Source organism: Gemmobacter sp. 24YEA27 (assembly GCF_030052995.1).
Taxonomy (GTDB): domain Bacteria; phylum Pseudomonadota; class Alphaproteobacteria; order Rhodobacterales; family Rhodobacteraceae; genus Pseudogemmobacter.
In genome coordinates, this window is sequence record NZ_JASJPW010000001.1 from 647,811 (window position 1) to 671,714 (window position 23,904).

At 61.6% G+C, this 23,904-nt stretch carries 22 protein-coding genes; 7 read left to right on the plus strand and 15 right to left on the minus strand.

All coding sequences use genetic code 11. The features are described from left to right. Positions 1 to 621: a LysE family translocator gene (locus QNO18_RS03260; RefSeq protein ID WP_198835307.1), complete on the plus strand. Its 621-nt coding sequence runs from the start codon at positions 1 to 3 to the stop codon at positions 619 to 621. Between the two features lie 81 nt (positions 622 to 702). After that, positions 703 to 3,153: a DNA topoisomerase (ATP-hydrolyzing) subunit B gene (gyrB, locus tag QNO18_RS03265; protein ID WP_283176508.1), complete on the plus strand. Its 2,451-nt coding sequence runs from the start codon at positions 703 to 705 to the stop codon at positions 3,151 to 3,153. Positions 3,154 to 3,212: 59 nt separating this feature from the next. Here gyrB and QNO18_RS03270 read toward each other — a convergent pair whose 3' ends face one another. From QNO18_RS03270 to QNO18_RS03295, 6 genes are all read right to left on the minus strand, one after another. Further along, positions 3,213 to 4,448, minus strand: coding sequence for a saccharopine dehydrogenase family protein (locus tag QNO18_RS03270; RefSeq protein ID WP_283176509.1), 1,236 nt, complete (start codon positions 4,446 to 4,448; stop codon positions 3,213 to 3,215). 49 nt (positions 4,449 to 4,497) lie between these two features. Then, a complete protein-coding gene (locus QNO18_RS03275) occupies positions 4,498 to 5,592 on the minus strand; it encodes a carboxynorspermidine decarboxylase (protein ID WP_283176510.1) in 1,095 nt (364 codons plus the stop codon). Between the two features lie 136 nt (positions 5,593 to 5,728). Next, a complete protein-coding gene (locus QNO18_RS03280) occupies positions 5,729 to 6,556 on the minus strand; it encodes an alpha/beta hydrolase fold domain-containing protein (protein WP_283176511.1) in 828 nt (275 codons plus the stop codon). A gap of 123 nt (positions 6,557 to 6,679) precedes the next feature. Next, a complete protein-coding gene (locus QNO18_RS03285; protein WP_092900198.1) occupies positions 6,680 to 7,384 on the minus strand; it encodes a response regulator transcription factor in 705 nt (234 codons plus the stop codon). Further along, positions 7,356 to 7,640: a hypothetical protein gene (locus QNO18_RS03290; RefSeq protein WP_283176512.1), complete on the minus strand. Its 285-nt coding sequence runs from the start codon at positions 7,638 to 7,640 to the stop codon at positions 7,356 to 7,358. Before QNO18_RS03290 ends, QNO18_RS03285 begins: the two co-directional genes overlap by 29 nt. A gap of 793 nt (positions 7,641 to 8,433) precedes the next feature. Then, positions 8,434 to 8,655 carry a hypothetical protein gene (locus tag QNO18_RS03295; RefSeq protein ID WP_283176513.1) on the minus strand — a complete coding sequence of 74 codons (222 nt, stop codon included), beginning with the start codon at positions 8,653 to 8,655 and terminating at the stop codon, positions 8,434 to 8,436. Between the two features lie 570 nt (positions 8,656 to 9,225). Between QNO18_RS03295 and QNO18_RS03300 the strand changes: the two genes are divergently transcribed. Genes QNO18_RS03300 through QNO18_RS03320 form a run of 5 tightly spaced genes read left to right on the plus strand, consistent with a single transcriptional unit; the run spans position 9,226 to position 14,684 of the window. Continuing rightward, positions 9,226 to 11,598, plus strand: coding sequence for a cache domain-containing protein (locus QNO18_RS03300; protein WP_283176514.1), 2,373 nt, complete (start codon positions 9,226 to 9,228; stop codon positions 11,596 to 11,598). Next, positions 11,595 to 12,248: a response regulator gene (locus tag QNO18_RS03305; RefSeq protein ID WP_283176515.1), complete on the plus strand. Its 654-nt coding sequence runs from the start codon at positions 11,595 to 11,597 to the stop codon at positions 12,246 to 12,248. The genes QNO18_RS03300 and QNO18_RS03305 overlap by 4 nt, the downstream gene beginning before the upstream one ends. Positions 12,249 to 12,250: 2 nt before the next feature. Beyond that, positions 12,251 to 13,015 (plus strand): 5-oxoprolinase subunit PxpA, encoded by a 765-nt coding sequence (locus QNO18_RS03310; protein ID WP_283176516.1) that lies wholly within the window; start codon positions 12,251 to 12,253, stop codon positions 13,013 to 13,015. Positions 13,016 to 13,021: 6 nt separating this feature from the next. After that, the gene (locus QNO18_RS03315) at positions 13,022 to 13,714 is read left to right on the plus strand and encodes an allophanate hydrolase subunit 1 (protein WP_283176517.1); all 693 of its coding nucleotides are present in this window, start codon (positions 13,022 to 13,024) and stop codon (positions 13,712 to 13,714) included. Next, positions 13,707 to 14,684: a biotin-dependent carboxyltransferase family protein gene (locus tag QNO18_RS03320; protein ID WP_283176518.1), complete on the plus strand. Its 978-nt coding sequence runs from the start codon at positions 13,707 to 13,709 to the stop codon at positions 14,682 to 14,684. Before QNO18_RS03315 ends, QNO18_RS03320 begins: the two co-directional genes overlap by 8 nt. Here QNO18_RS03320 and QNO18_RS03325 read toward each other — a convergent pair. The 9 genes from QNO18_RS03325 to QNO18_RS03365 form a co-directional block, all read right to left on the minus strand. Continuing rightward, the gene (locus QNO18_RS03325) at positions 14,660 to 14,998 is read right to left on the minus strand and encodes a hypothetical protein (protein WP_283176519.1); all 339 of its coding nucleotides are present in this window, start codon (positions 14,996 to 14,998) and stop codon (positions 14,660 to 14,662) included. The genes QNO18_RS03320 and QNO18_RS03325 overlap by 25 nt on opposite strands. 3 nt (positions 14,999 to 15,001) lie before the next feature. Further along, positions 15,002 to 16,030 carry an EscU/YscU/HrcU family type III secretion system export apparatus switch protein gene (locus QNO18_RS03330; RefSeq protein ID WP_349293880.1) on the minus strand — a complete coding sequence of 343 codons (1,029 nt, stop codon included), beginning with the start codon at positions 16,028 to 16,030 and terminating at the stop codon, positions 15,002 to 15,004. A gap of 55 nt (positions 16,031 to 16,085) precedes the next feature. Beyond that, entirely contained in the window at positions 16,086 to 16,883 is a 798-nt protein-coding gene (locus QNO18_RS03335) for a flagellar biosynthetic protein FliR (RefSeq protein WP_283176520.1), read from the minus strand. Then, positions 16,880 to 18,952: a flagellar biosynthesis protein FlhA gene (gene flhA / locus QNO18_RS03340; protein WP_283176521.1), complete on the minus strand. Its 2,073-nt coding sequence runs from the start codon at positions 18,950 to 18,952 to the stop codon at positions 16,880 to 16,882. Before flhA ends, QNO18_RS03335 begins: the two co-directional genes overlap by 4 nt. A gap of 10 nt (positions 18,953 to 18,962) precedes the next feature. Then, on the minus strand, positions 18,963 to 19,481 hold the full coding sequence (locus QNO18_RS03345) for a transglycosylase SLT domain-containing protein (RefSeq protein ID WP_349293830.1): 519 nt from the start codon (positions 19,479 to 19,481) through the stop codon (positions 18,963 to 18,965). A gap of 245 nt (positions 19,482 to 19,726) precedes the next feature. After that, a complete protein-coding gene (locus tag QNO18_RS03350) occupies positions 19,727 to 21,970 on the minus strand; it encodes a hypothetical protein (RefSeq protein ID WP_283176522.1) in 2,244 nt (747 codons plus the stop codon). Continuing rightward, complete coding sequence (gene motA, locus QNO18_RS03355; protein ID WP_283176523.1) at positions 21,967 to 22,836, minus strand: flagellar motor stator protein MotA; 870 nt, start codon at positions 22,834 to 22,836, stop codon at positions 21,967 to 21,969. The genes QNO18_RS03350 and motA overlap by 4 nt, the downstream gene beginning before the upstream one ends. Before the next feature lie 91 nt (positions 22,837 to 22,927). Then, positions 22,928 to 23,491 carry a hypothetical protein gene (locus QNO18_RS03360; protein ID WP_283176524.1) on the minus strand — a complete coding sequence of 188 codons (564 nt, stop codon included), beginning with the start codon at positions 23,489 to 23,491 and terminating at the stop codon, positions 22,928 to 22,930. Then, positions 23,488 to 23,895, minus strand: a complete 408-nt coding sequence (locus tag QNO18_RS03365; protein ID WP_283176525.1) for a hypothetical protein — start codon at positions 23,893 to 23,895, stop codon at positions 23,488 to 23,490. Before QNO18_RS03365 ends, QNO18_RS03360 begins: the two co-directional genes overlap by 4 nt. Between the last annotated feature and the right edge of the window lie 9 nt (positions 23,896 to 23,904).

A 23,904-nucleotide genomic window follows, 5' to 3' on the forward strand; every position in this document is an offset into this window, starting at 1 on the left:
ATGACCGTGACCCTGTGGCAATTGCTGGTTTATGCCGGCGCGATGGCAGCGCTTTGGGCGGTGCCGGGGCCGGTCTGGGTCGCATTGCTTGCGCGGGCGCTTTCGGGTGGCTTTGCGGCGGCCTGGCCGCTGGCGGTGGGGGTGGCGCTTGGCGATCTGGCCTGGCCCTTCGCCGCAATCATGGGGATGAGCTGGATCCTCAGCCAATATGGCGGGTTTCTCGAGATCCTGCGCTGGCTGGCGGCGGCGATTTTCCTCCTGATGGGGATCATGCTGCTGCGCGCGCCCGGCGGTGCCGTTACCGCCGACAGCCGGCTCACGCGGCCCGGGCTGATCGCAGGCTTTACCGTCGGCCTTGCGGCGGTGATCGGCAACCCCAAGGCGATCCTGTTTTATATGGGGGCGCTGCCAGGGTTCTTCTCGCTTGATCAGCTGAACCGCTGGGACATACTGGCGATCATCTCGATTTCCGCCTTCGTGCCGATGCTCGGAAATCTTGCCCTCGCGCTGTTTCTCGACCGGGCGCGGGCGCTGTTGCAAAGCCCGTCCGCGCTGCGGCGGCTCAACATCGCGGCTGGGGTTATGCTGATCCTCGTAGCCCTGCTTATCCCCTTTCTCTGACTACAAAATCTTGTGGCATATGCGTGACATTCCCGGCCTGAACCGCTATAACTCGCGAGCAATCTGAGGGGTTACGAGAGTATGGCTGACGAAGCCCGTAAGACCACCGAATACGGTGCCGATTCCATCAAAGTTCTCAAAGGGTTGGAAGCAGTTCGCAAGCGGCCCGGCATGTATATCGGCGATACCGATGACGGCTCGGGCCTGCATCACATGGTCTATGAGGTCGTCGATAACGGCATTGACGAGGCGCTGGCCGGTCACGCCACCGAAGTGGTGGTGACGATCCACGAAGACGACTCCGTCTCGGTGCGCGACAATGGGCGCGGCATCCCGGTCGGCATCCACGCAGAAGAAGGCGTTTCGGCAGCCGAGGTCATCATGACCCAGCTTCATGCCGGCGGGAAATTCAACAATACAGATGACAGCGGCAATGCCTATAAGGTCTCGGGCGGCCTGCACGGGGTCGGCGTTTCTGTGGTGAACGCGCTGTCGGAATGGCTCGACCTGACCGTCTGGCGCGACGACAAGGAATATAAGGGCCGGTTCGAATTCGGCGAATGCACCACGCATGTCTATGAGGCGGGCCCGGCGCCCGGCAAACGTGGCACTCAGGTGCGGTTTCTCGCCTCGGCCAAGGTCAATCGCCCGGATGGGACGTTTTCCAACCTCGAATACAGCTTCAAAACGCTGGAGCACCGGCTGCGCGAACTGGCCTTTCTGAATTCGGGTGTCCGGATCGAGCTGAATGATCTGCGAACCGCCGAGCCGCAGCATGTCGAGCTGTATTACGACGGTGGCGTGCGGGAATTCGTGAAATATCTCGACCGCTCGAAACAATCGGTGATGGCCGAGCCGATCTATATCGTCGGCGAACGCAACGGGATCGGCGTCGAGGTCGCGATGTGGTGGAACGACACCTATCACGAAAACGTCCTGCCCTTTACCAACAATATCCCGCAGCGCGATGGCGGCACCCATATGGCGGGCTTCCGCGGCGCGCTGACGCGGACGATCACCTCTTACGCGCAGTCTTCGGGCATCGCGAAGAAGGAAAAGATCGACTTTACCGGCGATGATGCGCGTGAAGGCCTGACCTGCGTGCTTTCCGTGAAAGTGCCGGATCCGAAATTCTCCAGCCAGACCAAGGACAAGCTGGTCTCTTCCGAGGTGCGGCCTGCGGTCGAGAACCTGGTGAATGAAAAGCTGAGCGAGTGGTTTGAAGAGAACCCGGCCGTTGCAAAGGTGATCGTTGGCAAGATCCTCGAAGCGGCTCTGGCCCGCGAAGCGGCGCGAAAAGCGCGCGAGCTGACCCGGCGCAAAACGGCGATGGATGTGAATTTCAACGCAGCCAAGCTGAAGGACTGCACCGAGAAAGACCCGTCGAAATCTGAAGTCTTCCTCGTCGAGGGTGACTCGGCAGGCGGGTCGGCCCAGACCGGGCGCGACCGGAAGAACCAGGCGATCCTGCCGTTGCGCGGCAAGATCCTGAACGTCGAACGGGCGCGGTTTGACAAGATGCTGGGCAGCCAGGAAATCGGCAACCTGGTGATGGCGCTTGGCACCGGCATCGGTCGTGACGAATTCAACATCGCCAAACTGCGCTACCACAAGGTCGTCATCATGACCGATGCCGATGTGGACGGTGCGCATATCCGGACGCTTCTTCTGACCTTCTTCTTCCGCCAGATGCCGGAGCTGATCGAGGGCGGCTATCTCTATATCGCGCAGCCGCCGCTTTATAAGGTCGCGCGTGGCAAGTCCGAGGTCTATCTGAAAGACCAGGCCGCGCTGGATGATTATCTTGTGGAACAAGGACTTGAAGGCGCTGTCCTGCGTCTGGCAACGGGCGAGGAAATCGCCGGCGCCGATCTGGCACGGGTGCTTGACGGCGCCCGTCAGTTCCGCCGGATCCTTGATGCCTTCCCCTCCCACTACCCGCGACCGATCCTTGAACAGGCAGCGCTGGCAGGGGCATTTGAGGCCGGCGCGGCAGATCGTGACCTCCAGTCCGTGGCAGATCAGGTGGCGCGGCGGCTTGACCTCGTTGCGCTGGAATATGAGCGTGGCTGGTCGGGGCGTATCACCCAGGACCAGGGCATCCGCCTGTCGCGTATTCTGCGCGGCGTCGAAGAGCTGCGGACGCTCGATGGGGCCGTGCTGCGCTCGGGCGAAGCGCGCCGGCTGGCGCAATCCGCCGGCACCCATCGCGATGTCTATCGCAATCCGGCCCGCCTCGTGCGCAAGGATCGCGAGCAGATGATCCACGGGCCCGGCGATCTGTTGAAAGCCATCCTCGCCGAAGGCGAGAAAGGCCTTTCGCTGCAACGCTATAAGGGTCTGGGCGAAATGAACCCCGAACAGCTGTGGGAAACCACGCTGGACCCCGAGGCCCGCACGCTGCTGCAGGTGAAGATCGACGATGTGGCCGAGGCCGACGATATCTTCACCAAGCTGATGGGCGATGTGGTGGAACCGCGTCGCGAGTTCATCCAGCAAAACGCGCTGACGGTCGAGAACCTCGATTTCTGATCAAAGCATAAGAAAAACCCCCGCGAAGCAGGCGCTTTGCGGGGGTTTTTCTTTATCTGTCAGTAGCTGAGCAGCCGGTCGCCATCCTTGTCGATGATGCGCGTCGGCAGGCCGATTTCGTTAAGAAGATTGATAAAAGGCTTCGGATCCAGCTCTTCGGCATTAACCATCGTGCCGACATCCCAGAGGCCCTCGGCAATCAGAACCGCAGCCGCAACCGGCGGAACACCTGCGGTATAGCTGATGCCCTGGCTGCCAACCTCTTCAAAGGCTTCCTTGTGATCGGCGGTGTTGTAGATCATCACCTCGACCGGCTGACCGTCTTTCTCGCCTTTGACGAAATCGGCGATCAGCGTCTTGCCGGTATAGCCGGGCGCCAGGGTTGCCGGATCGGGCAGCACGGCCTTCACCACTTTCAGCGGGATGACCTCCTGGCCTTCGGCGGTCTTCACCGGCTGCTCGGACAAAAGCCCGAGGTTTTTCAATACGGTAAAGACGTTGATGTAATGGTCGCCAAAGCCCATCCAGAACCGCACATCGGCCTGGGGATAGTTTGCCGCAAGGCTGTGGACCTCGTCATGGCCCGACATATAGGCCTTTTGCGGGCCGACGACCGGCAGATCCCAGGTCTTGCCGATCTCGAACATCTGGTTTTCCTGCCAGGCACCGCCCTGCCAGGAATAGACCGTGCCGGTGAATTCGCGGAAATTGATCTCAGGGTCGAAATTGGTCGCGAAATACTTTCCATGCGAGCCGGCATTGATGTCGACGATGTCGATCTCGGTAACCTTATCCATCATATCGGCCGCAGCACGCGCCCAGACGTTAACCACGCCCGGGTCGAAACCGATGCCCAGAACGGCCGTCACTCCCGCCGCTTTGCAGGCCTCGCGCTTTTTCCATTCATAATTGCCATACCAGGGCGGCGTCTCGCAGATCTTAGTCGGATCTTCATGAATTGCGGTATCAATATAAGCGACGCCGGTCTCGATACAGGCGTCCAGCACCGTCATATTCACGAAGGGAGAGCCCACATTGATGACAATCTGAGAGCCAGTCTCGCGGATCAGTGCCGCCACCGCCTTGCTGTCCATCGCGTCGACCGAATGGGCGTCAAAGCGACCTGCCACTTTCATCGCGCTTTTCTCATGGACTGAGGCAATGATCGCCTCGGCCTTGGCCTTTGTGCGGCTGGCGATATGCAGCTCCCCAAGGCGGTCATTCAGCTGCGCCGCTTTATGCGCCACCACCTGAGCGACGCCACCGGCGCCAATGATCAACACGTTGCGTTTCATGGGGAAACCGCCTCCTCTTGAGTGCTGGGGAAGGGGGACTGTCTGGGCCTCAGCCGAGACTGTCCCGGTAATCGGCATAGCCGAATTCGCGTGCGACGGTGAGCGAGCCATCCAGCTCTTTCACCACGATGGACGGCATTTTCACGCCGTTGAACCAGTTCTTCTTGACCATGGTATAGCCTGCGGCATCCGGGATCGAGATCCGGTCGCCGATCTGCAAAGGCGCTTTGAACCCATACTCGCCATAAATATCGCCAGCGAGACAGCTCTTGCCGCAAACCATGAAGCGATGCGGCCCGGTATCGTCCATCCGGGCGCTTTCGCGGTAGATCAAGAGGTCGAGCATATGCGCCTCGACCGAGGAATCCACGATGGCGAGATCCTTGCCATTGTTCAGCACGTCGAGCACCGTCACTTCCAGCGTGGTCGTGTTGGTGATCGAGGCTTCGCCCGGCTCAAGAAACACCTGGACCCCGAACCGGTCCTGAAAGACCCGCAGCCGCTCGGCCAGGGCTTTCAGCGGGTAACCTTCGCCGGTAAAATGAATACCGCCACCCAGGCTGATCCATTTCAGACGGCGCAAAAGTGGGCCGAATTCTTCTTCGATCCGCGAGAGCTGGCGGTCAAACAGATCAAAATCGCGATTCTCGCAATTGTAATGGATCATGAAGCCGGAGATCCGGTCCATCACCCGCTCGATCTTTGCCGGGTCCCATTCACCCAGCCGCGAAAACGGCCGCGCCGGGTCCGCAAGATCAAAGCCGCTCGTCGAAAACCGTGGGTTCAGGCGCAGCCCGCGCTGGATCTGGGCCGATTGATTGTCGAACCGCTCCATCTGGCTGATCGAGTTGAAGATGATCTTGTCGGCATAGCCCACCGCCTCTTCAATCTCGTGATCGGCCCAACCCACGGAATAGGCATGGGTTTCTTTGCCGAACTTCTCGCGCCCCAGCCGCAGCTCGTAAAGCGAGGAAGAGGTCGTGCCATCCATATGCTGCGCCATCTGGTCAAACACCGGCCAGGTCGCAAAACATTTCAGTGCCAGCAGGCATTTCGCGCCCGAAAGGCTGCGAATCTCATCCATGATCGCCATATTCCGCGCCAGCGCGGCGCGATCGATCAGGTAATAGGGCGTCTGGATCATCGAATCCCCCCGGGTTGCAGCAGAGAACCAACGGCCACACGGCCAGAACGGCCATGTAGGGCCGCAGGCCCTCTGATGCAAGCATCATCGGTGCTGCTTAGCCCGCCGTCCATGACGGCGGGATGACAGAAAGCTGTCACTTTGCCGCGAACCAGGCCCAGGCATCGGCGGCAATGGCGGGCGCCGCGTCGTAGAACCAATGATCGTGACCCGGAATCACCACCAGGTCGGTCGGATGCCCGGCAGAGGCCAGAAGCTGCGCCGAGCGCCGCACCTCAGTAAGCGGAAACAGGCGATCCTGATCGCCGACATAGATCCGGACCGTCACCGGATTCTCCGGCAGACTGGTCGCAAAAAGTGACCCCGCATACGCCACGACCGCCCGCACACCCGCAGGCGGCCGGACGGAAAGCGCAAGCGCCATATTGGCACCCGCCGAATGTCCGAAAAGATAAATCCGGCTGCGATCTAGCGCATAGAGATCGGCGGCATCGGCAAGAACCGCCTCAAGGAATTCGACGCCATCGCGGCTGGCCGACCAGGCCTGGCTGTCGACGGCATCCGGTGCGATCAGCATCAGGCCCTCGCTTTTTGCAATCGCCTGCCAGGGCGCCAGCATATCGCGCCCGTTGCGGCCCGAGCCGTGGAACAGGATCACGACAGGCGCGATCTGGCCGGATTTCGCCCCGTCATAGCCGTACCATGTCCGGCTTACGCCATTAACCTCAAGGATATGCTCGCTGACGCCCGGGGCGGGGATGGCCGGCGCCGCACCCTGACGTGGCGCGGCAAGCATCGCGTTGACGGTTTCGGTGAAATCCGCCCCGCCCGAGGGGCCAGGAACCGGAGACAGTCCCGTGGCTGGCTGCCAGTCCGGGATGAAGCGCGGCGCGGCAAGCAGAAACGCACCGCCCAAAAGCGTAAAAAAAACGAAGGAGAGGAGCGTGTTCAGGTAGCGTTTCATTCCGGGCAATTTTCAGCATCTTTGGACAGGGTTCGCCTCCTGATTGCTGCCCGATTGAGACAACCAGAAGGCGTCAAGGTGATTTGTTGGGTCCAACTCACGGGAAACGGCAACAATCCCGGGTCAGATCATACGGATCGTTTCCTTTCCAACGGCCAAAACATAACCGCGCCGGGCAATGGTCTTCACCAGAAGCTCGCTCACCAGTTGATTGCCAAGCGCATCGCGGAGCCGTTTGACCCGCGTGGCACCTGCCGCCTCTTCGCAATCTGCCTCGGACCGGCCCGAGATCACCGCTTCGATCTGCACCCCGGTCAGCACCTCATCATCCATCCGCGCCTCGGCCAGCACAGAGAGCGTCTCCAGCGCGGCCTCGGTCAGGGTGAATTCCAGGTCGTTGATATAGACCGCGCGCGCCTCGCGCGAGATCATCAGCGATGAAACCTGGATGCCTGACCGCTGGATCGCGCCGATCTTCTTATTCAGCACGATGATCATCACAAGGAAAACCAGTGCCGCGACCAGAAGTGCAGACGAAAAGACCAGCAGCACGAAAATCACCATCCGATAGCTGGTCAGAACTTCGGAAAAAGTGGTTCCCGACCCCGCCAGAATCTCAAGAAGCCGGATCTCGGCCCCGCTGCGCAGATCGTCATTCTCGATAAAGATCCGCTCCACCCTTGCATTGAACGCATTGGCGTCGGGCAGGTTCAGGAACAAGAGCAAGGCAGCCGCGAACAGGATCAGCACGATCCCGGCGATTCCGAAGGTCACAACCCGGTTGCCCTGTTTCAGACTGTCAGTAACGAAGGAACCAGGCCCCGGCATTCGCTTTCCTCTCATCCAGCCCCTCCGGCCCGAAAGTGGACAGGACATTAAGCAAAGTCCAGCCGCCGGCGGCAAGACGGGGTTTCAACTCGGATCCGGCCTTGCCGGGAGAGCAATTGCCATCGGAAACCTGTGCCACCCCATAGTGGAGCTGCAACGGGTCATCTTTCTTGGCCTTGTAATCTGCGTAGCAATCAGCCGCCGCAGGCCCGGCAAGGGCCAGCGCCAATATGGCAGCAAGCATGGTTCTGATCATCTCCGGCTCCATCGTCGGAATACTGCCCGTCCCTTAACGGGGCGTTATATTTCTGCGCTCAATCTGCGGAAATCCGCCTGGATATACAATAACGAGCAAGGTCTCAGGGCGCTGATATCCCATATCACGCGCATCGGGGGCGGCTGTTATGGCCTGGCCATGCGCCGTTATTGCGCGACCTGGCCACTGCGAGCCAGGTCGGGTCATCCGCTGCAGGACGCTGACGGCCCTCCCGAACTCAGATCGGGGTCGAGGACACCGACAGCGACGGACAGTGGCGCAACAAGACCCAAGGAGGCATTCATGCAGCATCACAGGACAGAAGCGGCTCCGGCCCGGCAGAGCAACCAGTCGCATTCCGGTGATTTCGATTTCGGCCAGGCCCGCGCGACGGGCAAGCCGCGGAAAACAGCACGCCCCGGCCTCACCGCCGGTCTGATTGGCTTTGCTTTTGCCATTTCGATGTTCATGCCCGTCGGCGCTAAGGCAGAAGCCGCCTGGCAGCGCTATCCCGATCAGCTGAGCGAGCCGGTCCGTCCGGGCATTCTGCCAGAGGTGCTGAACGTGGACAGCAGACGCGGGGGCGCCCCGGCTGGGACAAGCCGCATCGCCTGCGCCTGCCCGGGGTTTGCGCGCTGGAGATCGACGGGCGCCGCGGCTACAGCGGTTATTCCGAAAATTGCCTTCGAAATCAGGGGCTGCGCGAAAAGCTGCCGCGTGACTGCGGCACCGCTGCCCGCGTCTTCGGGCAGCGCGACCGGCTGTTTTCGGCAGGCTGCCTGCGTGATTTCGGCTATCTGCTGCGCGATTGATCCGCCACAGCCTGCGCGTCCGCACTCCGGGCGCGCGGTTTCAGCCGGCTAACGGAGCCCCAGAACCCGGCCAGCTGGCCGACCGATTTCTCGCCCTCGACCAGGTGGCAGCGGAACAAAAGCCGGTGTCGGTTGCCAGGTGCCCTCAGGAGCGCGCCCGCCTCATCGGCGGTGGCGAGCAGGGTCTGCGGTTTCAGGTCCATTTTGGTATGCGTCTGGCTCTATCTACATAAAATCGCAGATAAAATCAAAGCGGGCGGCGGGCGGCCAAACTGAGAGAAGTGGCCCGAAAACAAAAGCACCCCCGAGGCCGAGGGGGACTCCGGGGGTGAGATCACCGACAACTGGTCCGCCGGCGCGTTGCCGGGAACCGGCAACCACCAACCGGCGGCCTGACAGGTTACTGACTGACACGTCAACTCGTTAAGCGCATTGGCAACGTTCGTGCACAACGACCGCCCAAGGCCCAGACCGCCGGTGGTCTGAAACTGGAACTCTACGGATCCGGCATACAGATTTATTCCATGGGTCCGGTAAAAGTTAAATTCGCGTGGTTGCCTAGGCAGAACTGCCTACTTCCTTTTACAGGGCCACTGGCATTCGCCGACCGTAGCCTCTAACCTGCCCCGGATCCGGCCAAGCCCCGGAAGCTTGCAATAACAGGCAGAAATTTTGCAATCAGGCCCGAGAATTGCGTCACCACTATGCTGCCCCGGCCCCGCCGAGACCGCCTTCCGTGGCGTCAATCCGCGCCTGGCCTGCGGAGGCCGATGATGCGGTATTCGCTGCGGATCCTTCTGGCACTCTGCCTTGCCGGGCTGCAGCTGATCGCTGTTCTTGCAGTGGTGTTCTCGTCATATTTCACCTCGGAAAAGGCGCTGATCGCCCATGCGCGCCACCTGTTGCGCGATGTCGGCACCAATGCGATCGAGCATTCCAAAGGCTTCCTGAACCCCGCCCAGGGTGCCGCCGAACTCGCGGCGCGGCTGGCGCAGAACCAGGTGGTTGCCAGCGATGACCAGGCGCGGCTTGAACAGCTTTTGTTCCAGCAATTGCAGATCTCGCCGCAATTCGCCGGCCTCTATTTCGGCGGCGAGGATGGCAATTTCGTCATGGTCTCACGCACGCCAGATGAGGCAGGACCGTTCCGCACCAAGCTGATCACCAATGAAAACGGCATCCGTCGGATCGAGCTGATCTGGCGCCGGGATGACTTTTCGATCATGGCGCGGCGGCTGACCCCGGACGACCCCTATGACCCACGTACGCGCTCCTGGTTCATCCTGGCAAAGAACAGTCTCGGTACGGTCTGGACCGACCCCTATATCTTCTTCTCGTCGCAACAGCCGGGGATCACCCTGGCGGCGCCGGTGCTGCGGCCGGTAAAAGGTAAACGGGGGGCCAGCGGCGCGCGCAGGTCGATCTGGGGCGTGGTCGGTGTCGATATCGAGATCAATCGCATCTCGGAATTCCTGTCGCGGCTGCAGATCGGCACTTCAGGCAAGGCACTGATTATACACAAGAACGGAGATGTTATCGCGCATCCGGATATGGACCTGTTGCGGATCACTGCCGAGGATGGCTCGTTGCGCTTCGCCAGTATCAGCGAGATCGACGACCCCATCGCGCGCGCCGCCTTTGCGCCGCTGGCGCGCAGCGGCGAGTTGAAGATCGCCCAGCTCACCCCCTCGCAATTCACCTATAAAGGTGAATCCTATGTCTCGACCGTCATGCCGACGATCAGTGGCAAATTGCCCTGGACCATCGGCGTATATGCGCCCGAGAGCGACTTTACGGCCTCGATTAAGGACAACCGGACCCAGAATATCTGGATCGCGGTGCTGGTTGCCGCGACCACCGGCATCGTCGGGCTTTTGCTGGCCGATTACATCTACCGCCCCGTTCGCGCCTTTGCGGTTCGCAACGCCTTGATTTCTCAGGGTGAAGTCGACCCCACTAAACCGCCGCCGCGCACCTATAAAGAGCTGGAAAAGGCAAATTCCACCCTGATGCAGCAAATCGTGGCCCGCCGCGAAGCAGAGCGCGAATATGGCCAGACCTTCGAGCTTTCCACCCGCGCGATGGCGCAGATCTCTCCGGTGGATGGTTCGGTCATCCGCGCCAATGCAAAGTTCGCCGAACTGGTCGGCGCCCCCTCGCCCGAGGCGGTGATCGGGCGTAAGGTGACGGATGTCGCGCATCCTGATGATCTCACCAACTATCCCTGCGCCGATGACCCACTGATCTTCGACACCAACGGCGCCGAGGCCAGCCACGAGATGCGCTGGTTCCGGCGTGACGGCTCGCTGATCTGGGTCAAGCTGAATTCGATCATCATCCGCGATGAGGCAGGCAAGCCCTTGCATGGCGTGTTGACCGTCGATGATGTCACCGAGGAAAAGGCCCGCGCCGCCAAGATCGAGCAGCTGAACCGCGACCTTTCCCATATGGCGCGCGGCAATACGATGGGGCAAATGGCGGCCGGCCTCGCGCATGAGCTGAACCAGCCGCTGACCGCCATCTCGCAAAATGCCGATACCGCCTTGCTGGCGCTGCAACTGGGCAAATGGACCGACACCGAACTGCGCGAACTTCTGACCGAAATCGAAAGCCAGTCTCTGCGCGCCGGGGATATCATCCGCGCGTTGCGGGGTTTTATCCGCAAGGACGAAGGAGCGCTTACGCCTTTTGATTTCGCTGAACTTCTGGGCCAGACGCTGCGCCTCGTTCATGCCGAGGCCAGCGATTCCGGGGTCCGGATTGTCGAGGATCTCGGCGTGCTGCCGCAAGTTCTGGGCAACCGGATCCAGGTGGCGCAGGTGCTGGTCAATCTTTTGCGCAACGCCATCGAAGCCATTGCTTCTGACAGCGAAAACACCCGCCAGGTGACCGTGACCGTGCGGCCTTTTCTGCAGGACAGCCGCGAAATGCTGGTCGTGACGGTCGAGGATACCGGGCCCGGCGTCAGCGACTCCATCACGCTATTTACCCAGTTCGACACATCGAAACCCGAAGGCATGGGCCTTGGTCTCTCGATCTGCCGGTCGATCATCGAGGCCAATGGCGGCACGCTCTGGCATGAAAAGCCAGGCACGCGGGGCGCAAGATTCTGTTTCACGCTGAACACAGCTGCGGAGGCGGTATGAAAGAGCAGTCGATTGCACAGCAGGACCCCGTAGCCGGGCTGACGGTCTTTCTGGTCGATGATGACGAGGCGATCCGCAATTCACTCGCCCGTGCGCTGCAAAAACGCGATTACCGGGTCGAGACATTTGCCTCGGCGGCGGATTTCCTGCTCCGCTATGACGGAGAGGCCCCCGGCTGCCTGATCCTCGATTACGGGATGCCGGGGATGAACGGGCTGGAATTGCAGGCCTGGCTGGCCAGGGCTGGCCATGCCCTGCCGATCATCTTCATCACCGGCCATGGCGGCGTGCCGGAATCGGTGCAGGCGATTAAGGCGGGCGCGCTGGATTTTCTTGAGAAACCCTTCCGTCAGTCTGTGCTGATCGAACGGATCGAGACCGCTTTCGCGATGGTTGCCGAACATCACGCCGCCCGCGCCGGGACCGAGCGGCTCAGGGCGAAATTCGACCGGCTTACCAGCCGCGAGATGGAAATCGTCAGCCATATGGTGTCAAACCCGTCCGAGACCTCCAGCAAAGAGGTCGGCGCGAGGCTCGGGATCAGCCCGCGCACCGTCGATCACCACCGGGCGCGGATCCTGGAAAAACTGCAAATCCGCTCGGTGGCAGAGCTGATCTCGATGGCGCAGCATTTCCTCGCAAAGGGCTGAACATGGGGCAGATCGACCTTAATTCCGATCTCGGCGAAGGCTATGGGCCCTGGACGATGGGCGAGGACGCCCGGATGCTTGAACTTGTGACTTCGGCAAATCTGGCCTGTGGCGGCCATGCCGGTGATCCCGAGACCATGTTCACCGCGCTGTCGCTGGCGGTTTCCCGGGATGTCGTGATCGGCGCCCATCCCGGCTATGCCGACCGCGAGGGGTTTGGCCGAAGGGTGATCCCCATGCAGCCGGCCGAAATCACCCGGATGGTGGTGGCCCAGACCGCCGCTTTGCAGGGTCTGGCCGCGCTGGCCGGGGCCGAGATCCGCTATCTCAAGCCCCATGGCGCGCTGTCTGGCCTGGCCGCCGGGGATCCGGTAGTAGCAGGCGCCATCGCGGATGCGATTGCGGCGCTGCCGGGCAGCCTCGCATTGCTGGCGATCTCGGGGACGGCGCTGGAAAGCACAGCGCGCGCGCGCGGCCTTACCGTTTATTCCGAGATTTTCGCAGATCGCGCCTATCTGCCCAATGGCCAGCTGATGCCACGCGGCCAGGTCGGCGCCGTGCTGCATGACGCTGACGAGATTGCCGAACGCCTGATCGGGTTCCTCGACAGCGGGATGATGCCGGTTGCAGGCGCGGCGCCGATTACGCTCAATGCGCAGTCCGTCTGCATCCATGGTGATACGCCGGGCGCCGTCGATCTTGCCACCGATCTGCGCCTGCGGCTGAGCGCGGCAGGCGTCGCGATCCGCCCCTTCCTGCCCGGCTGACCCCTGATGAATGACGCGCCCCGCTTTCGTCCCGTCGCCGAACATGGCCTGCTGGTGGAATTCGGCGAGGGCGTGGATACGGCGCTGCATGACCGTGTGATGGCGCTGGATGCAGCGCTGAACGCCGCGCCACCGCCGGCCATGATCGAAACCGTGCCCGGGAATGCCTGTCTGCTGGTGCGTTTCGATTGCCTGGAGACCGATCATGCCAGGGTCGAGGCAGACATCCGTCAGCGGCTCGACACCGGGCGGCCGCAGGTGACGGAAAGCCGGTTGCATGACGTGACGGTATGCTATGACGCGCCCTTTTCACCCGATCTCGCTTCGGTTGCGGCGATGACGGGGCAAAGCCCGGAGGCGGTGATCGCCGCCCATCTTGGCGGCGCGTATCAGGTCAGCCTTTACGGCTTTGCACCGGGCTATGCCTATCTGACCGGCGTGCCAGATTCGATCCGCCTGCCTCGCAAATCCGCTGCCATCCGTGACATCCCGGCCGGATCCGTTTTGATCGCGGGTTCGCAATGCATTGTTTCGACACTTAAAATGCCGACCGGATGGTGGATCATTGGCCGTTCGGCCACAAGCATTCTCACGGCCGACACTGCCCGCCCCTTCCTCTTCGATCCCGGCGACCGGGTGCGGTTTCGTCGTATTCGCCAGGACGATCCGGAAATGGCCCCGGAAATGACCGATGTCTGAGGTCGAACTCTGCCTGCGCTTTGCCGGCCCGCATGTCTCGATCCAGGACGAGGGCAGGCCAGGCTGGGCGCGTTTTGGTGTGCCGCAATCGGGCGCGATGGACCGGCTGGCGATGCGGGCCGCGAATGCGGCCATCGGGAATGCGCCCGGTACGCCGGTGATCGAGATTTCGCGCGGCGGCGTTCAGATCGGCTGCGAGGCGGGAGAGATTGCCTTTGCCCTCACCGGCGGTGGTTTCCTCCTGGAACATTCCGGTCAGCGGCGGGGGTCCTGGTCACGCGGGCTGCTGCGGGCCGGCGAAACCCTGGTGATCCGGCCTGGCATCTGGGGCAACTGGTGCTACCTGGCCTTTGCCGGGCAAAGCCTGGTACACACCTGGCTGGGGAGCGCCGCGACCCATGGGGCCTCCGGCTTCGGGGGTGGCAAGCTTGTGACGGGAGCAAAGCTGCATTTTGCCCCGGTCGGGCCGCGCCTTCCTTTGTCACCGCGCATCCCGTGCCCGATCCTGGCACGCCCCCGCCACATCTTGCGTGTAACACCCGGCCCGCAGGAGCGTTACTTTCCCGAAAGTTCCATCGAGGCGCTCTATGCCGGCCCCTGGAAGGTGACGACTGCAGCGGATCGGATGGGAACCCGGCTCAACGGCCCCGCAATTGCACCGCTTGCGCCGCTTGATATGGCCTCAGAGCCGCTCACGCGCGGCTCGATCCAGGTGGCGGGGGACGGGGTGGCAACGATCCTCACCGCGGATCATCAGACGACGGGCGGCTATCCCCGGATTGCGACGGTGCTCGATTGCGACCTTGGCGCCTTTGCGCAGGTAGCGCCGGGCCAGAGGGTCGCCTTTGTGCCGGTTTCGCCTGGACAGGCCATCGCTTTCGCCCGGCAGCACGTGGCAGCCTCGGAGCGCTACTTAGCCCGCCTCTCTTTCCTTAGTCAGCCGGTTCAGGGTCTCTTCTTGCCCTCCTGAAGCCGGGCGAGAACCTGATCTCTTCCGAAGGCCTGTCGCGCCGCCGCGAGCTCTGTACGCCAGATCACCTCTTGCCGCGCCAGGTGCTGGTTCAGTTTTGTCCTGCGCCCGGCCGCCCATCCTTCATAGACCAGAAATCTCTGCGCCTCGGTCATATCCGCCATCGCCGCCTCATCCGGAACCCGGTTCAGCACCGCCAGCCTTTCCCTGACTGCCTCACGCTCTGCCGCAGCTTTGGCGAGGCTGGCCGCCCTTAGGTCAAGCACCATGCCGGCCATCCTGCGGAGCCGATGCAGTTTTTCGGCCCGTTTCATCGCTCATCTCCGTTTTCTGGCTTTTTCCCGCATCATGGCTGCAAACCGGATCGCGGCGGCCACGGCGGCATAATGCTCGCGCCGGATCTCCTGGCCGATCTCGGTGATCCCATAGATCGCGCGCGCGGTGGCAGGATCGCGCCGGATCGGCACCCCGGCCTCCTGTGCGCGTTCCCTTATCCGCGCTGCGATTTCATCGATGCCTTTGGCAACACAAACCGGCGCACCGCCCCTGATCCGGTCCCATTTCAGCGCGACGGCGTAATGGGTCGGGTTGACGATCACCACATCCGCGCCCGGCACATCCGCAAGCATCTGCCGTGTCGCAATCTCCTGCGCCCGGCGCCGGCGATCGGCCTTCATATGCGGATCGCCCTCGCTGTCTTTCATCTCATCGGTCAGGTCTTTCCGTGTCATCCGGTTGCGCCGCATGAATTCGGCCCGTTGCCAGAAGTAATCCACCGCGCCGATAACCGCGTTGAGCGCAATCACCAGCGCAAGGAATCCGGCAAGCAGTCTGACCAGCAAAAGGGCCACCTGCCCGGCCTCAAGCCGGGTGCTGCCAATGATCTGATCGGCCCGGCTGGTCAGAAACAGGGCCAGGGCCAGCGATATCAGGACCATTTTCACTGATTTCTTCAGGAAATCGACGAGGCCGCCGCGCCCGAATTTCTGTCCGAAATTGCTGATGATCGAGATGCGGGACATTTTCATAGTCAGCTTCGACGGTGCAAAAACGAACCCTTTTGACGCAATCAGCCAGATCAGGATCAATGCTGCCGGCACCAGCAGCAGTGCGATGACCGGCCCGGCCATCGACAGAGCAGCCCAGCCGATCACCGCCGCCGCTCCCTGATCTCCGGGTCCCGGAAGGCGGTCGGCCTGATCAAAAAACGCCGCCGCCGCCTCTCCGGCCCGGGTGATGGCAACTTTGCCAAAAATGGCAGCGGCCAGCAGAATGCCCGCACCTGCAAGCGCGGCGTGAATATCCTCGGATCTGATCGCATCGCCCTCTTCCCGCGCCCTTTCCAGCCGGCGGGGGTCGGGTCGAACTGCTTTTCATCCTGATCGCTGTCGGAGCCAGACATCACCAGGGTCCGAACGGGTCAAGCAGGCGGACGCCCAGGGCATCCTGCCAGCTTTGCAGCAGCAAAGGACTGGCCAGGGCAAGCAGGATCAGGCCGCCAAGCGTCAGGGCCGGCGCCCCGATAAAGGTCACCATCAGAGAGGGCATGGCGCGGTTGATCGCCCCGAGCGCAAGATTATAAAGCAAGGCCGCCAGGATGAACGGTGCAGAAAGCGTGAATGCGAGGGAGAAAGCCCGCGCAGTCAGCCCCAGCGCCCAGCGCGAGATCTCGCCCGGATCGGGCATCTGCCCTTGCGGCAGAACCTCATAGGACCAGACCAGCAATTCCACAGATCGTGCCAGCCCGCCCATAGAGCAAAACAGCACGAGCCCGCCAAGTGTCAGCAGATTGGAGACGATGGGCTGGGGCTCAGGCCCGGTTCCGTTGAACATCTGGGCGAGTGAAATCGACTGACCGACCATCGTTCCTGCGGTTTGCAGGCAAAGGATCATCAGGCGCAGCGTGAAACCAAGGAGCAGGCCCGCGACAACCTCGGCCGCCACGGTGAGGGGCGTAATGACCGCGCTTTGCGGGTCAGCGCCGGGCAGGCCAGCGGGCGCCTCAATGACGGCAGGAAACACAATCGCCGTCATGACCATTACGGCGGTGATTTTAACCTTTTGTGGCAGGAAGCTTTCGCCGAAACCGGGGAGCAGTGCGACCGCCGCGCCGACGCGCAGAAACACGAGGGCCGCCTGCCAGATCAACCCCTCCGCGATGCCGAAAGCGCCGCTGAGTTGCGCGATCAGACCGGTCATGCTGCGACCTGCCCGAATAGCGCGGGGCGATTGTCAGCGCCGATTTCCTCATAAGAGAGGACCGGCACCCTGAGCCCCCGCGCCTGAAGGACGGTCCGCAGGAACCGTCGCCTTGCCGCCGAGGTGACGATCGCAGGCGAGGCGCCACTCTCTCCGGCCTGACCAATTTTTTCCGCTATCCCATTGGCAAGTTTTGCGAAAATATCCGGCGGGAGGGCGACATCGCGCAATCCGCGGTCCCCGTCGGTTTGATGGGCCTGGAAGGTCCGCTCCCATTCTGGGGCAAGCTGGATAAGGGGCACGGTCCCATCTTCGCGGCGGAATTCGGCAACGATCTGGAAACCGAGACGCTGGCGGACATGTTCGCAGACCGCTTCGGGAGATCCGAAACTGCGCGCCTCGGCGACCGCTTCCAAAATCAGCGGCAGGTTTCTGACCGAAACCCGCTCCTCCAGCAACAGGCGCATCACCGCATGAAGCAGATCCATCGGCACTTTTTCAGGGATCATGTCGTCGAGCAGCCGGCGGTTCGCCTCTGCCCTGCCCCGATCCGAGAGATCGGTGAATTCATCGAGCAGACGGCGCAGGCCACGCAGCGACAGAAGACGCGAAAGGCTGGATTTCAGCACTTCAAGCAAATGGGTGGCGAGGACTTCGGCCGGCGACACCACCGTCAGACCGGAGAGAGCCGCATCCTCCTGGTATTCCGGCCGGATCCAGCGGGCAGGCGCGCCATAGACGGGCTCTTTGACATCCTCACCCTCAGGCGCGCTGGCACCATCAGACATCAGCACCAGCACGCAATCCGGAACCAGCCGGTCGGTCACCTTTGCGACGCCCTGAATGCGGATCCGGTAGTGGCCGCCCGGCAGCATGGCCTCATCTGTGAGGCGAATTTCGGGGAGAATAAGCCCATAGGTCGAGGCGATGTGATTGCGCATACTGGCAATCCGCCCATCCAGGCCGGTCGCAGGATCCAGCGCCATATCCACGAGATCTGGCGAGAATTCGATATGAATTTCGTCAAAATCAAGCACATCCCCGATATGGTGTTTTGCAGTGGTCTGGCTATTGCTGAGCTCTGGCTCGGCCTTTTCGACAGGCTTTTTCCAGACCATGCGCGCAAGCCCTCCAAGCCCTGCCGCCGTGCAGATGAACGGAAGAAAGGGCATGCCGGGCAAAACCGCAAGAACCGCCATCAGCCCGGCAACGGTTGCAAGGGCGGCGGGATAGCGCCCAAGCTGCTCGACCAGGCTGATATTGACGGCGCCTTTGGTTCCGCCGCGCGCGAGAAGAAGGGCTGCTGCAACCGAGATGATCACCGCGGGGATCTGACCCACCAGACCATCCCCAACCGTAAGAATCGCGTAGGTCGAGAAGGCGCGGGCGGCATCCATATCGTGCATCCCGATACCGACGGCCAGGCCCACCACAAAGTTCAGCGCGGTGATCATGAGGCCGGCGATCGCATCGCCTTTTACAAACTTCGAAGCACCGTCAAGAGAGCCGAAGAATGTGGTTTCCGCCAGCTCGGTTTCACGCCTCTGGCGCGCTTCATCATGTGTGATCGCGCCGGCGGACATATCTGCATCAATCGCGAGCTGGCGCCCCGGCATCCCGTCGAGCGCGAAGCGCGCGCCCACCTCTGCCATTCGCCCCGCGCCTTTTGTAATGACGATAAAATTCACGATCATGATGACGGTGAACACCACGAGGCCGAGCACGATATTGCCGCCCATGATAAAACTTGCGAAGCCCTCGATCACATGGCCGGCAGCAGCCGTGCCGGTATGGCCCTGGCTGATGATCAGCCGGGTCGAAGAGACATTCAGCGCAAGCCGCAGCAGGAGGGATGCAAGAAGGATCGTTGGGAAAGACGAAAAGTCCAGCGGCCGTTCGACAAACAGCGTGACAGTCAGCATCAGGATCGCCAGCGAGAAAGACAATGCCAGGCCAATATCCAGCAATGCAGGCGGTATCGGCAGGATCATCATGCCGATGACGGACATCAGGGCAACGGCCATCAGGACGGTCGGATGGAACAGGTTGCGCGCTTTCAAAGTCTCCATTTCGGCCTCCTCACGGTGACCCAAAGAGCGGGCGCGCAGAGCCCGAAACCGTCACAAGCGAGCCCGGGCTCAGAACATTTCCCATTTGCAACAAGGGGTAATTGTTCTCGCGAGGTGTATCAGCGGCCAGCAGAACACTGTCGAAAGGCTGGCCCTGAACGGCTGCATGGATCGGTCTGAAGCGCTTCATATAGCGCTCGGCAAGTTCCGGAGTAAAAGAGTGATAGGCCGCAACTGCTTTTTCCCAGCTGCCGGTCTGTTGCATCAGGTCTGACAGAAATCCGGCCGCGTAATCGGCATTTTTCTGCGGGTCTATCATCGCATCAGGTGATGCAAAGGCTTCGCCATGCCAGCGCCAGTTTAACTGAAAACAGCCTATATCTATATTGGTCACACCCCTGGCGATGACAGTGTTGAGCCATTGCAGCGCCTGCTCCCGGCTGTCGAACCAATTGCTGTCGCCCGCCTGGTTCAGCGCCCAGGGCCAGGGCTCCGGTCCGTTCATGCCCTGACGGCCGCTTTCAGTCATTGCGACTGCCAGCAATATGTCACGCGGCACACCGGAGACCTGTGACGCACGGTGAATTGCTTCCAGACATTGCCGGGAATAGTCAGCACTCTGACCTGGTGCCGGAATGCCAAATGCGCAGATCATGATAAGGGGAAGGCCAGTCAAAAAGCTGTATCGTGACATTCTGTCTGATCCACAGGAGCCGGATCATTTCCGGATGAAGGGTACAATTCGACTATTGCGCATTGGTGGTTGCCAAAGGGTTACGGAAATTGCCCCGGAACAGCCTGCATCAGTTCGACTATGGCGTCGCGTGCAGTCTCGCTTTCGCCTGCCAGCCTTGTGCCGCGCGCGAGCATCCCCTCGGAGGCTCCGTCCGCCGAAGATGAGAGCACCATCGCCGCCGCCGGACTGAGGCCCGCCGCATCCTGATCGGCAATGTAGCTCCAGTCGCCGGCCCAGAACTCCGCCCGCAGCGCTCTGCGCGTGTCGCCGCTTGCGAGGAAAATAGCAGCGGCAGCATTGGCGTTTCCCAGTTGTATCGCGGCCCGCGCCCGCAAGTCATCCGCTTTGGTACCGGCGAGGCCCGCAAGGACCCGAACCGCAAGCCGGGCATCGCGGATCGCAAGTGCGGCCTCAGCTGCCAGCATTCGGTCGGCCTCTGCCTCCAGGCCATCGGCAGGCCCAAGCCAGTGCAGCGCTTCCTGAGCAAAGCCGAAACGCAGCAACCGTTGAGCAACCTCTCTGTTAACTTTTGGTTTTCCGCGCGGTGGGACAGAAACCTTCAGCGCCTCTGTCAGCAATATCTCATCCGGTGCCGCAACTGAGGCCAGTTCCCACAGGTCTCCGACTGCATCGGGGGCTTCCGGCAGGTGATCGAACGCAGCCCGAAAATCGCCCGACATGGCAAGAGTAAGAACTTCTGCCCGTCGGATGCGTGAATAGCCGTCTGTCCCTCGCAGTTCTGCTGTCAATGCGGAGAGCTGCGCCGCCAGATCCGGCGGAACCAGGCGATCCGCCCCGAAAGCAGATTCCGCACGCAAAATTGCCGCCTCCGCAGCCGAAACTCCCGGATCGGCGAGCACTTCTTCCGCAATATCCGCGGCCGCGTAGGCATTGCCGGTTGCCAGTTCAATTCCGGCATCCATTAACTGAACCTGTTGCCCTGTCGGCCCGGGCACACGCAGAACAGCATCCCGCAAGCGCCGGGCGGTGGTTTCGTCGCCCTGCGCCATGAAATAGCTGACCAGAACAGGTGCCAGGTGGCGGCGCAGATCCTGAGACAGCGCCGAGAAACTGCGGGTAACTGCGGCCGTATCTGGCGCAGTTGCACTTCGCTCAGATCCCGCTGTCGCAAGCGCAAGAATTGCCCACAGGGCAGCATAGGAATCGCAGCTTTCCATCCCCGAAAAAGCACCGCGAGGCCCAGGTTCCAGATCCACCAGATAACTGAGGTCGTAAAGCGCTGGCCGTTGAGCCGCCTCTTCCACAGGCAGAAGTGTGAGAATTTGCCTCGCCTCAGCGCCGAAGCCGAGTGCAATATTAACCCGGGCCGCCTCGAGCACTTTTTCGACCACTGGCTGGTCGAACTCTGTCAGGAGATTCGTACGCAGATTGCTCAATGCGGTAAGCGGCGCCTGGTCGGGAAGCCATGCCCCAATATCTGTCATGTGATCGGGAAGACAGGGTTTACCGTCAGCCGTCAGATTTGGCCCCGGGGACCTGTCGGTTCCGGCGCGTATTCCCGGCATCTCGCCATTCGCAATCCGCACGCCGGGGGCTTCGGCCAGGGGGGATTTCGCCGCCGCGGGCAACTCTGCGAGAGCTCCGGGCACGACAACCCCTTCGACGATGCCCAGACTGATCTGCCGCAAGAGTGAATCGCGCAATGGATTCAGCAAAAAACGCACTTCATCGCTGGCATCTTCATCGCTGACTGAAGGCTCTGATGGCAGACCGAATCCTGCGATTTCAAGCCAGTTGTAGGAGGGTTTCTGCTCCACTCCTGCCGCCGGAGAGACTTTCGGCGGCCTGATAACCGGGGCGGCAATAATCGGGACCGCCGGGTATTGTGACGGCTGGCTTCCTTTAACAGGGTCATCGGGCTCAAAAGGGCGTTCAAATTCTGATCCGGAGGGTGCGGGTCCGTTTCTGACATCTATCGCAACAATGCCCGGCCTGACCTCGAAAGCGATTGCATGACAGGTGCAGCCGATATCCATCCGAAGCGCCCCGGTCTCTTTGTCCTGCCAAAGAGACCGAATGCGGGATTTCGGGATTTTATCGAAGGCTTTGCTCAGATCATAGCCGTCAGGTAGATCTTCAGTTCTGAAAGCGTAGCCCCGCCCCTCCTTGCCAAGCTTCCATTGGCCGAGCGACGCTGCTTCGATCACAATCCGTGTAAATTCATCATGTTCGCCACCACGAATCCGGGCAATTTCGGCCTGAGAATGAGACGGCAGCAGGATGGCCAAGATAGCAGCCGCACTCCGGATCGCGCGCATCATGCGGCCTCTTGCTTAAGAGCACGCAGCGCCTCTTCAAGATCGCCGAATTCCGGGCGCATGTGATGCGGGGTGTTCTGACGTCCGACCTCGATACAGATATTCGCCGGATGGCGATGCAGGTTGGCGATCAGGACCTCCCGTATCAGATTGTAGAAATGGCCGTCTTCCTCGACGACCGCGCGGACACGCGCCGCGAAGGGCCCCATGAGCCCATAGGCCAGGAACACGCCGAGAAAGGTACCCACCAATGCGCCACCGATCATTTTGCCAAGGATTTCGGGCGGCTGATCAATCGAGGACATCGTCTTGATAACCCCAAGAACCGCAGCGACAATCCCAAGCGCAGGCAGGCCATCGGCCATATTCTGCATCGCATGACTGGAGTGCAGAGCGTGGCTCATCTGCACTTCCATACGTTTGTCGAGAACTTCCTCCACCTGATGGGGGTCGTCGTAGTTCATCGAGGCCGCGCGCAACGTGTCACAGATCAGATCAACGGCGTCGTGATCCGCCTGAATGCGGGGATATTTGCCAAAGATGGTCGAAGCACCGGGATTCTCTACATGTTCCTCCAGGGCGACAGGGTTCGCCCTGGCCAGCCGCACCAGCTCGAACAACAGGCAGAGCAGATCGCGGTAATCTTCCGGCTTCCACCTGGGACCTTTGAAGACCTTGCCAATATCCCGAATGGCCTGTTTCACACCGGACATTCCATTCGATATCAGGAAGGCCCCGACGGCCGCACCACCAATCATCGCCAGCTCGAACGGCAGGGCTTTCAGAATGATCCCGAGTTTACCGCCAGCCGCAGCATAGCCGCCGAAGACCATGATAAAGATCACTGCAATGCCGATCAGACCGATCATGGGAAATATTCCTGCCTTGGTTCACGCCAGCCTGGACGCAAGCCGTTAAAAAAACGCCAGGCTTGCCGCCCGTCAGCCAGCCGATCCGCAGCTATTCGCGCGGCGCAGCCGCATTCCTGCCCGCGAGAATGGCACTGACCGCATAGGCCTTGTCCGGCGCCATGCCGGTCAGGATCGCCGCAGCGGCATCGGGGCGCATCCGCCCCAGAAATCCGGCGGCAAATTGCGACTCCATCGCAGTGAAAAGAAGGGCGGCATCTTTTGGCTTCATCGATTCGTAGACAGTCGTCAGCCGTGCAAGATCCGCCTCCGCCGCACCATCCGCGAGCGCGAGGGTCGCACGCAGCTCCGTCTCAGTCTGGCGGAGGGCTTCCATTCTGCCGTCGAGGACCTCACCCGCGAGATCCAGGGCCGCTGCGCGATCCGCCAGCGCAGCTTCCTGAGCTGTCACCCTGGCCTCCCGCGCCGAGAGGGCGGCGGCAAGCTCCTGCGGCAACGGACCACAGCCTTCGGCAACCACGGCCTCCGGCACGGGATCGGCGCCTGCCGCCCGGGCAAGCGAGGATCCAAGGCCATCGCCAAACCTCACCGCCCCGGATGCCGCGAACAGAAAGGCGATCAGAACCAACGTACCGCGCCCGGTGCTCCGGTTCATTCGGCGGCTTCCATCACACTGCCGCGTCGACGCACCAGCCGCACGCGACGCAGATCCTCGCTGGCCTCTGGTGTCCTGGCCACGGCATATGGCTGCAACGCAAGGCCGCCAGGCGAAGCCGCCGGGATATCATGCATCGAGGCCACCATAAGCTCGTGCCTGGTCGAGAGCTCTTCCGCGCGGCTGGTCAGCACCGCAAGACGCTGGCCGGACTGACCCGCTACCTGCTGCGCCTTTTCCAGCGCCCGCGTCATCTCATCAACCTGGCCTGATAGCACGGCAATCGCGCCCCCCATCCCGGTTTCCAGCGCGGTAAAGCGCCGCAGGCGGCCCGCCAGAACATAGCAGTAGACTGCTGCGCCCAGGGTCGCGGCCAGCAGCAGAATATCGGCGATCAAGGTCATATCAGCCCC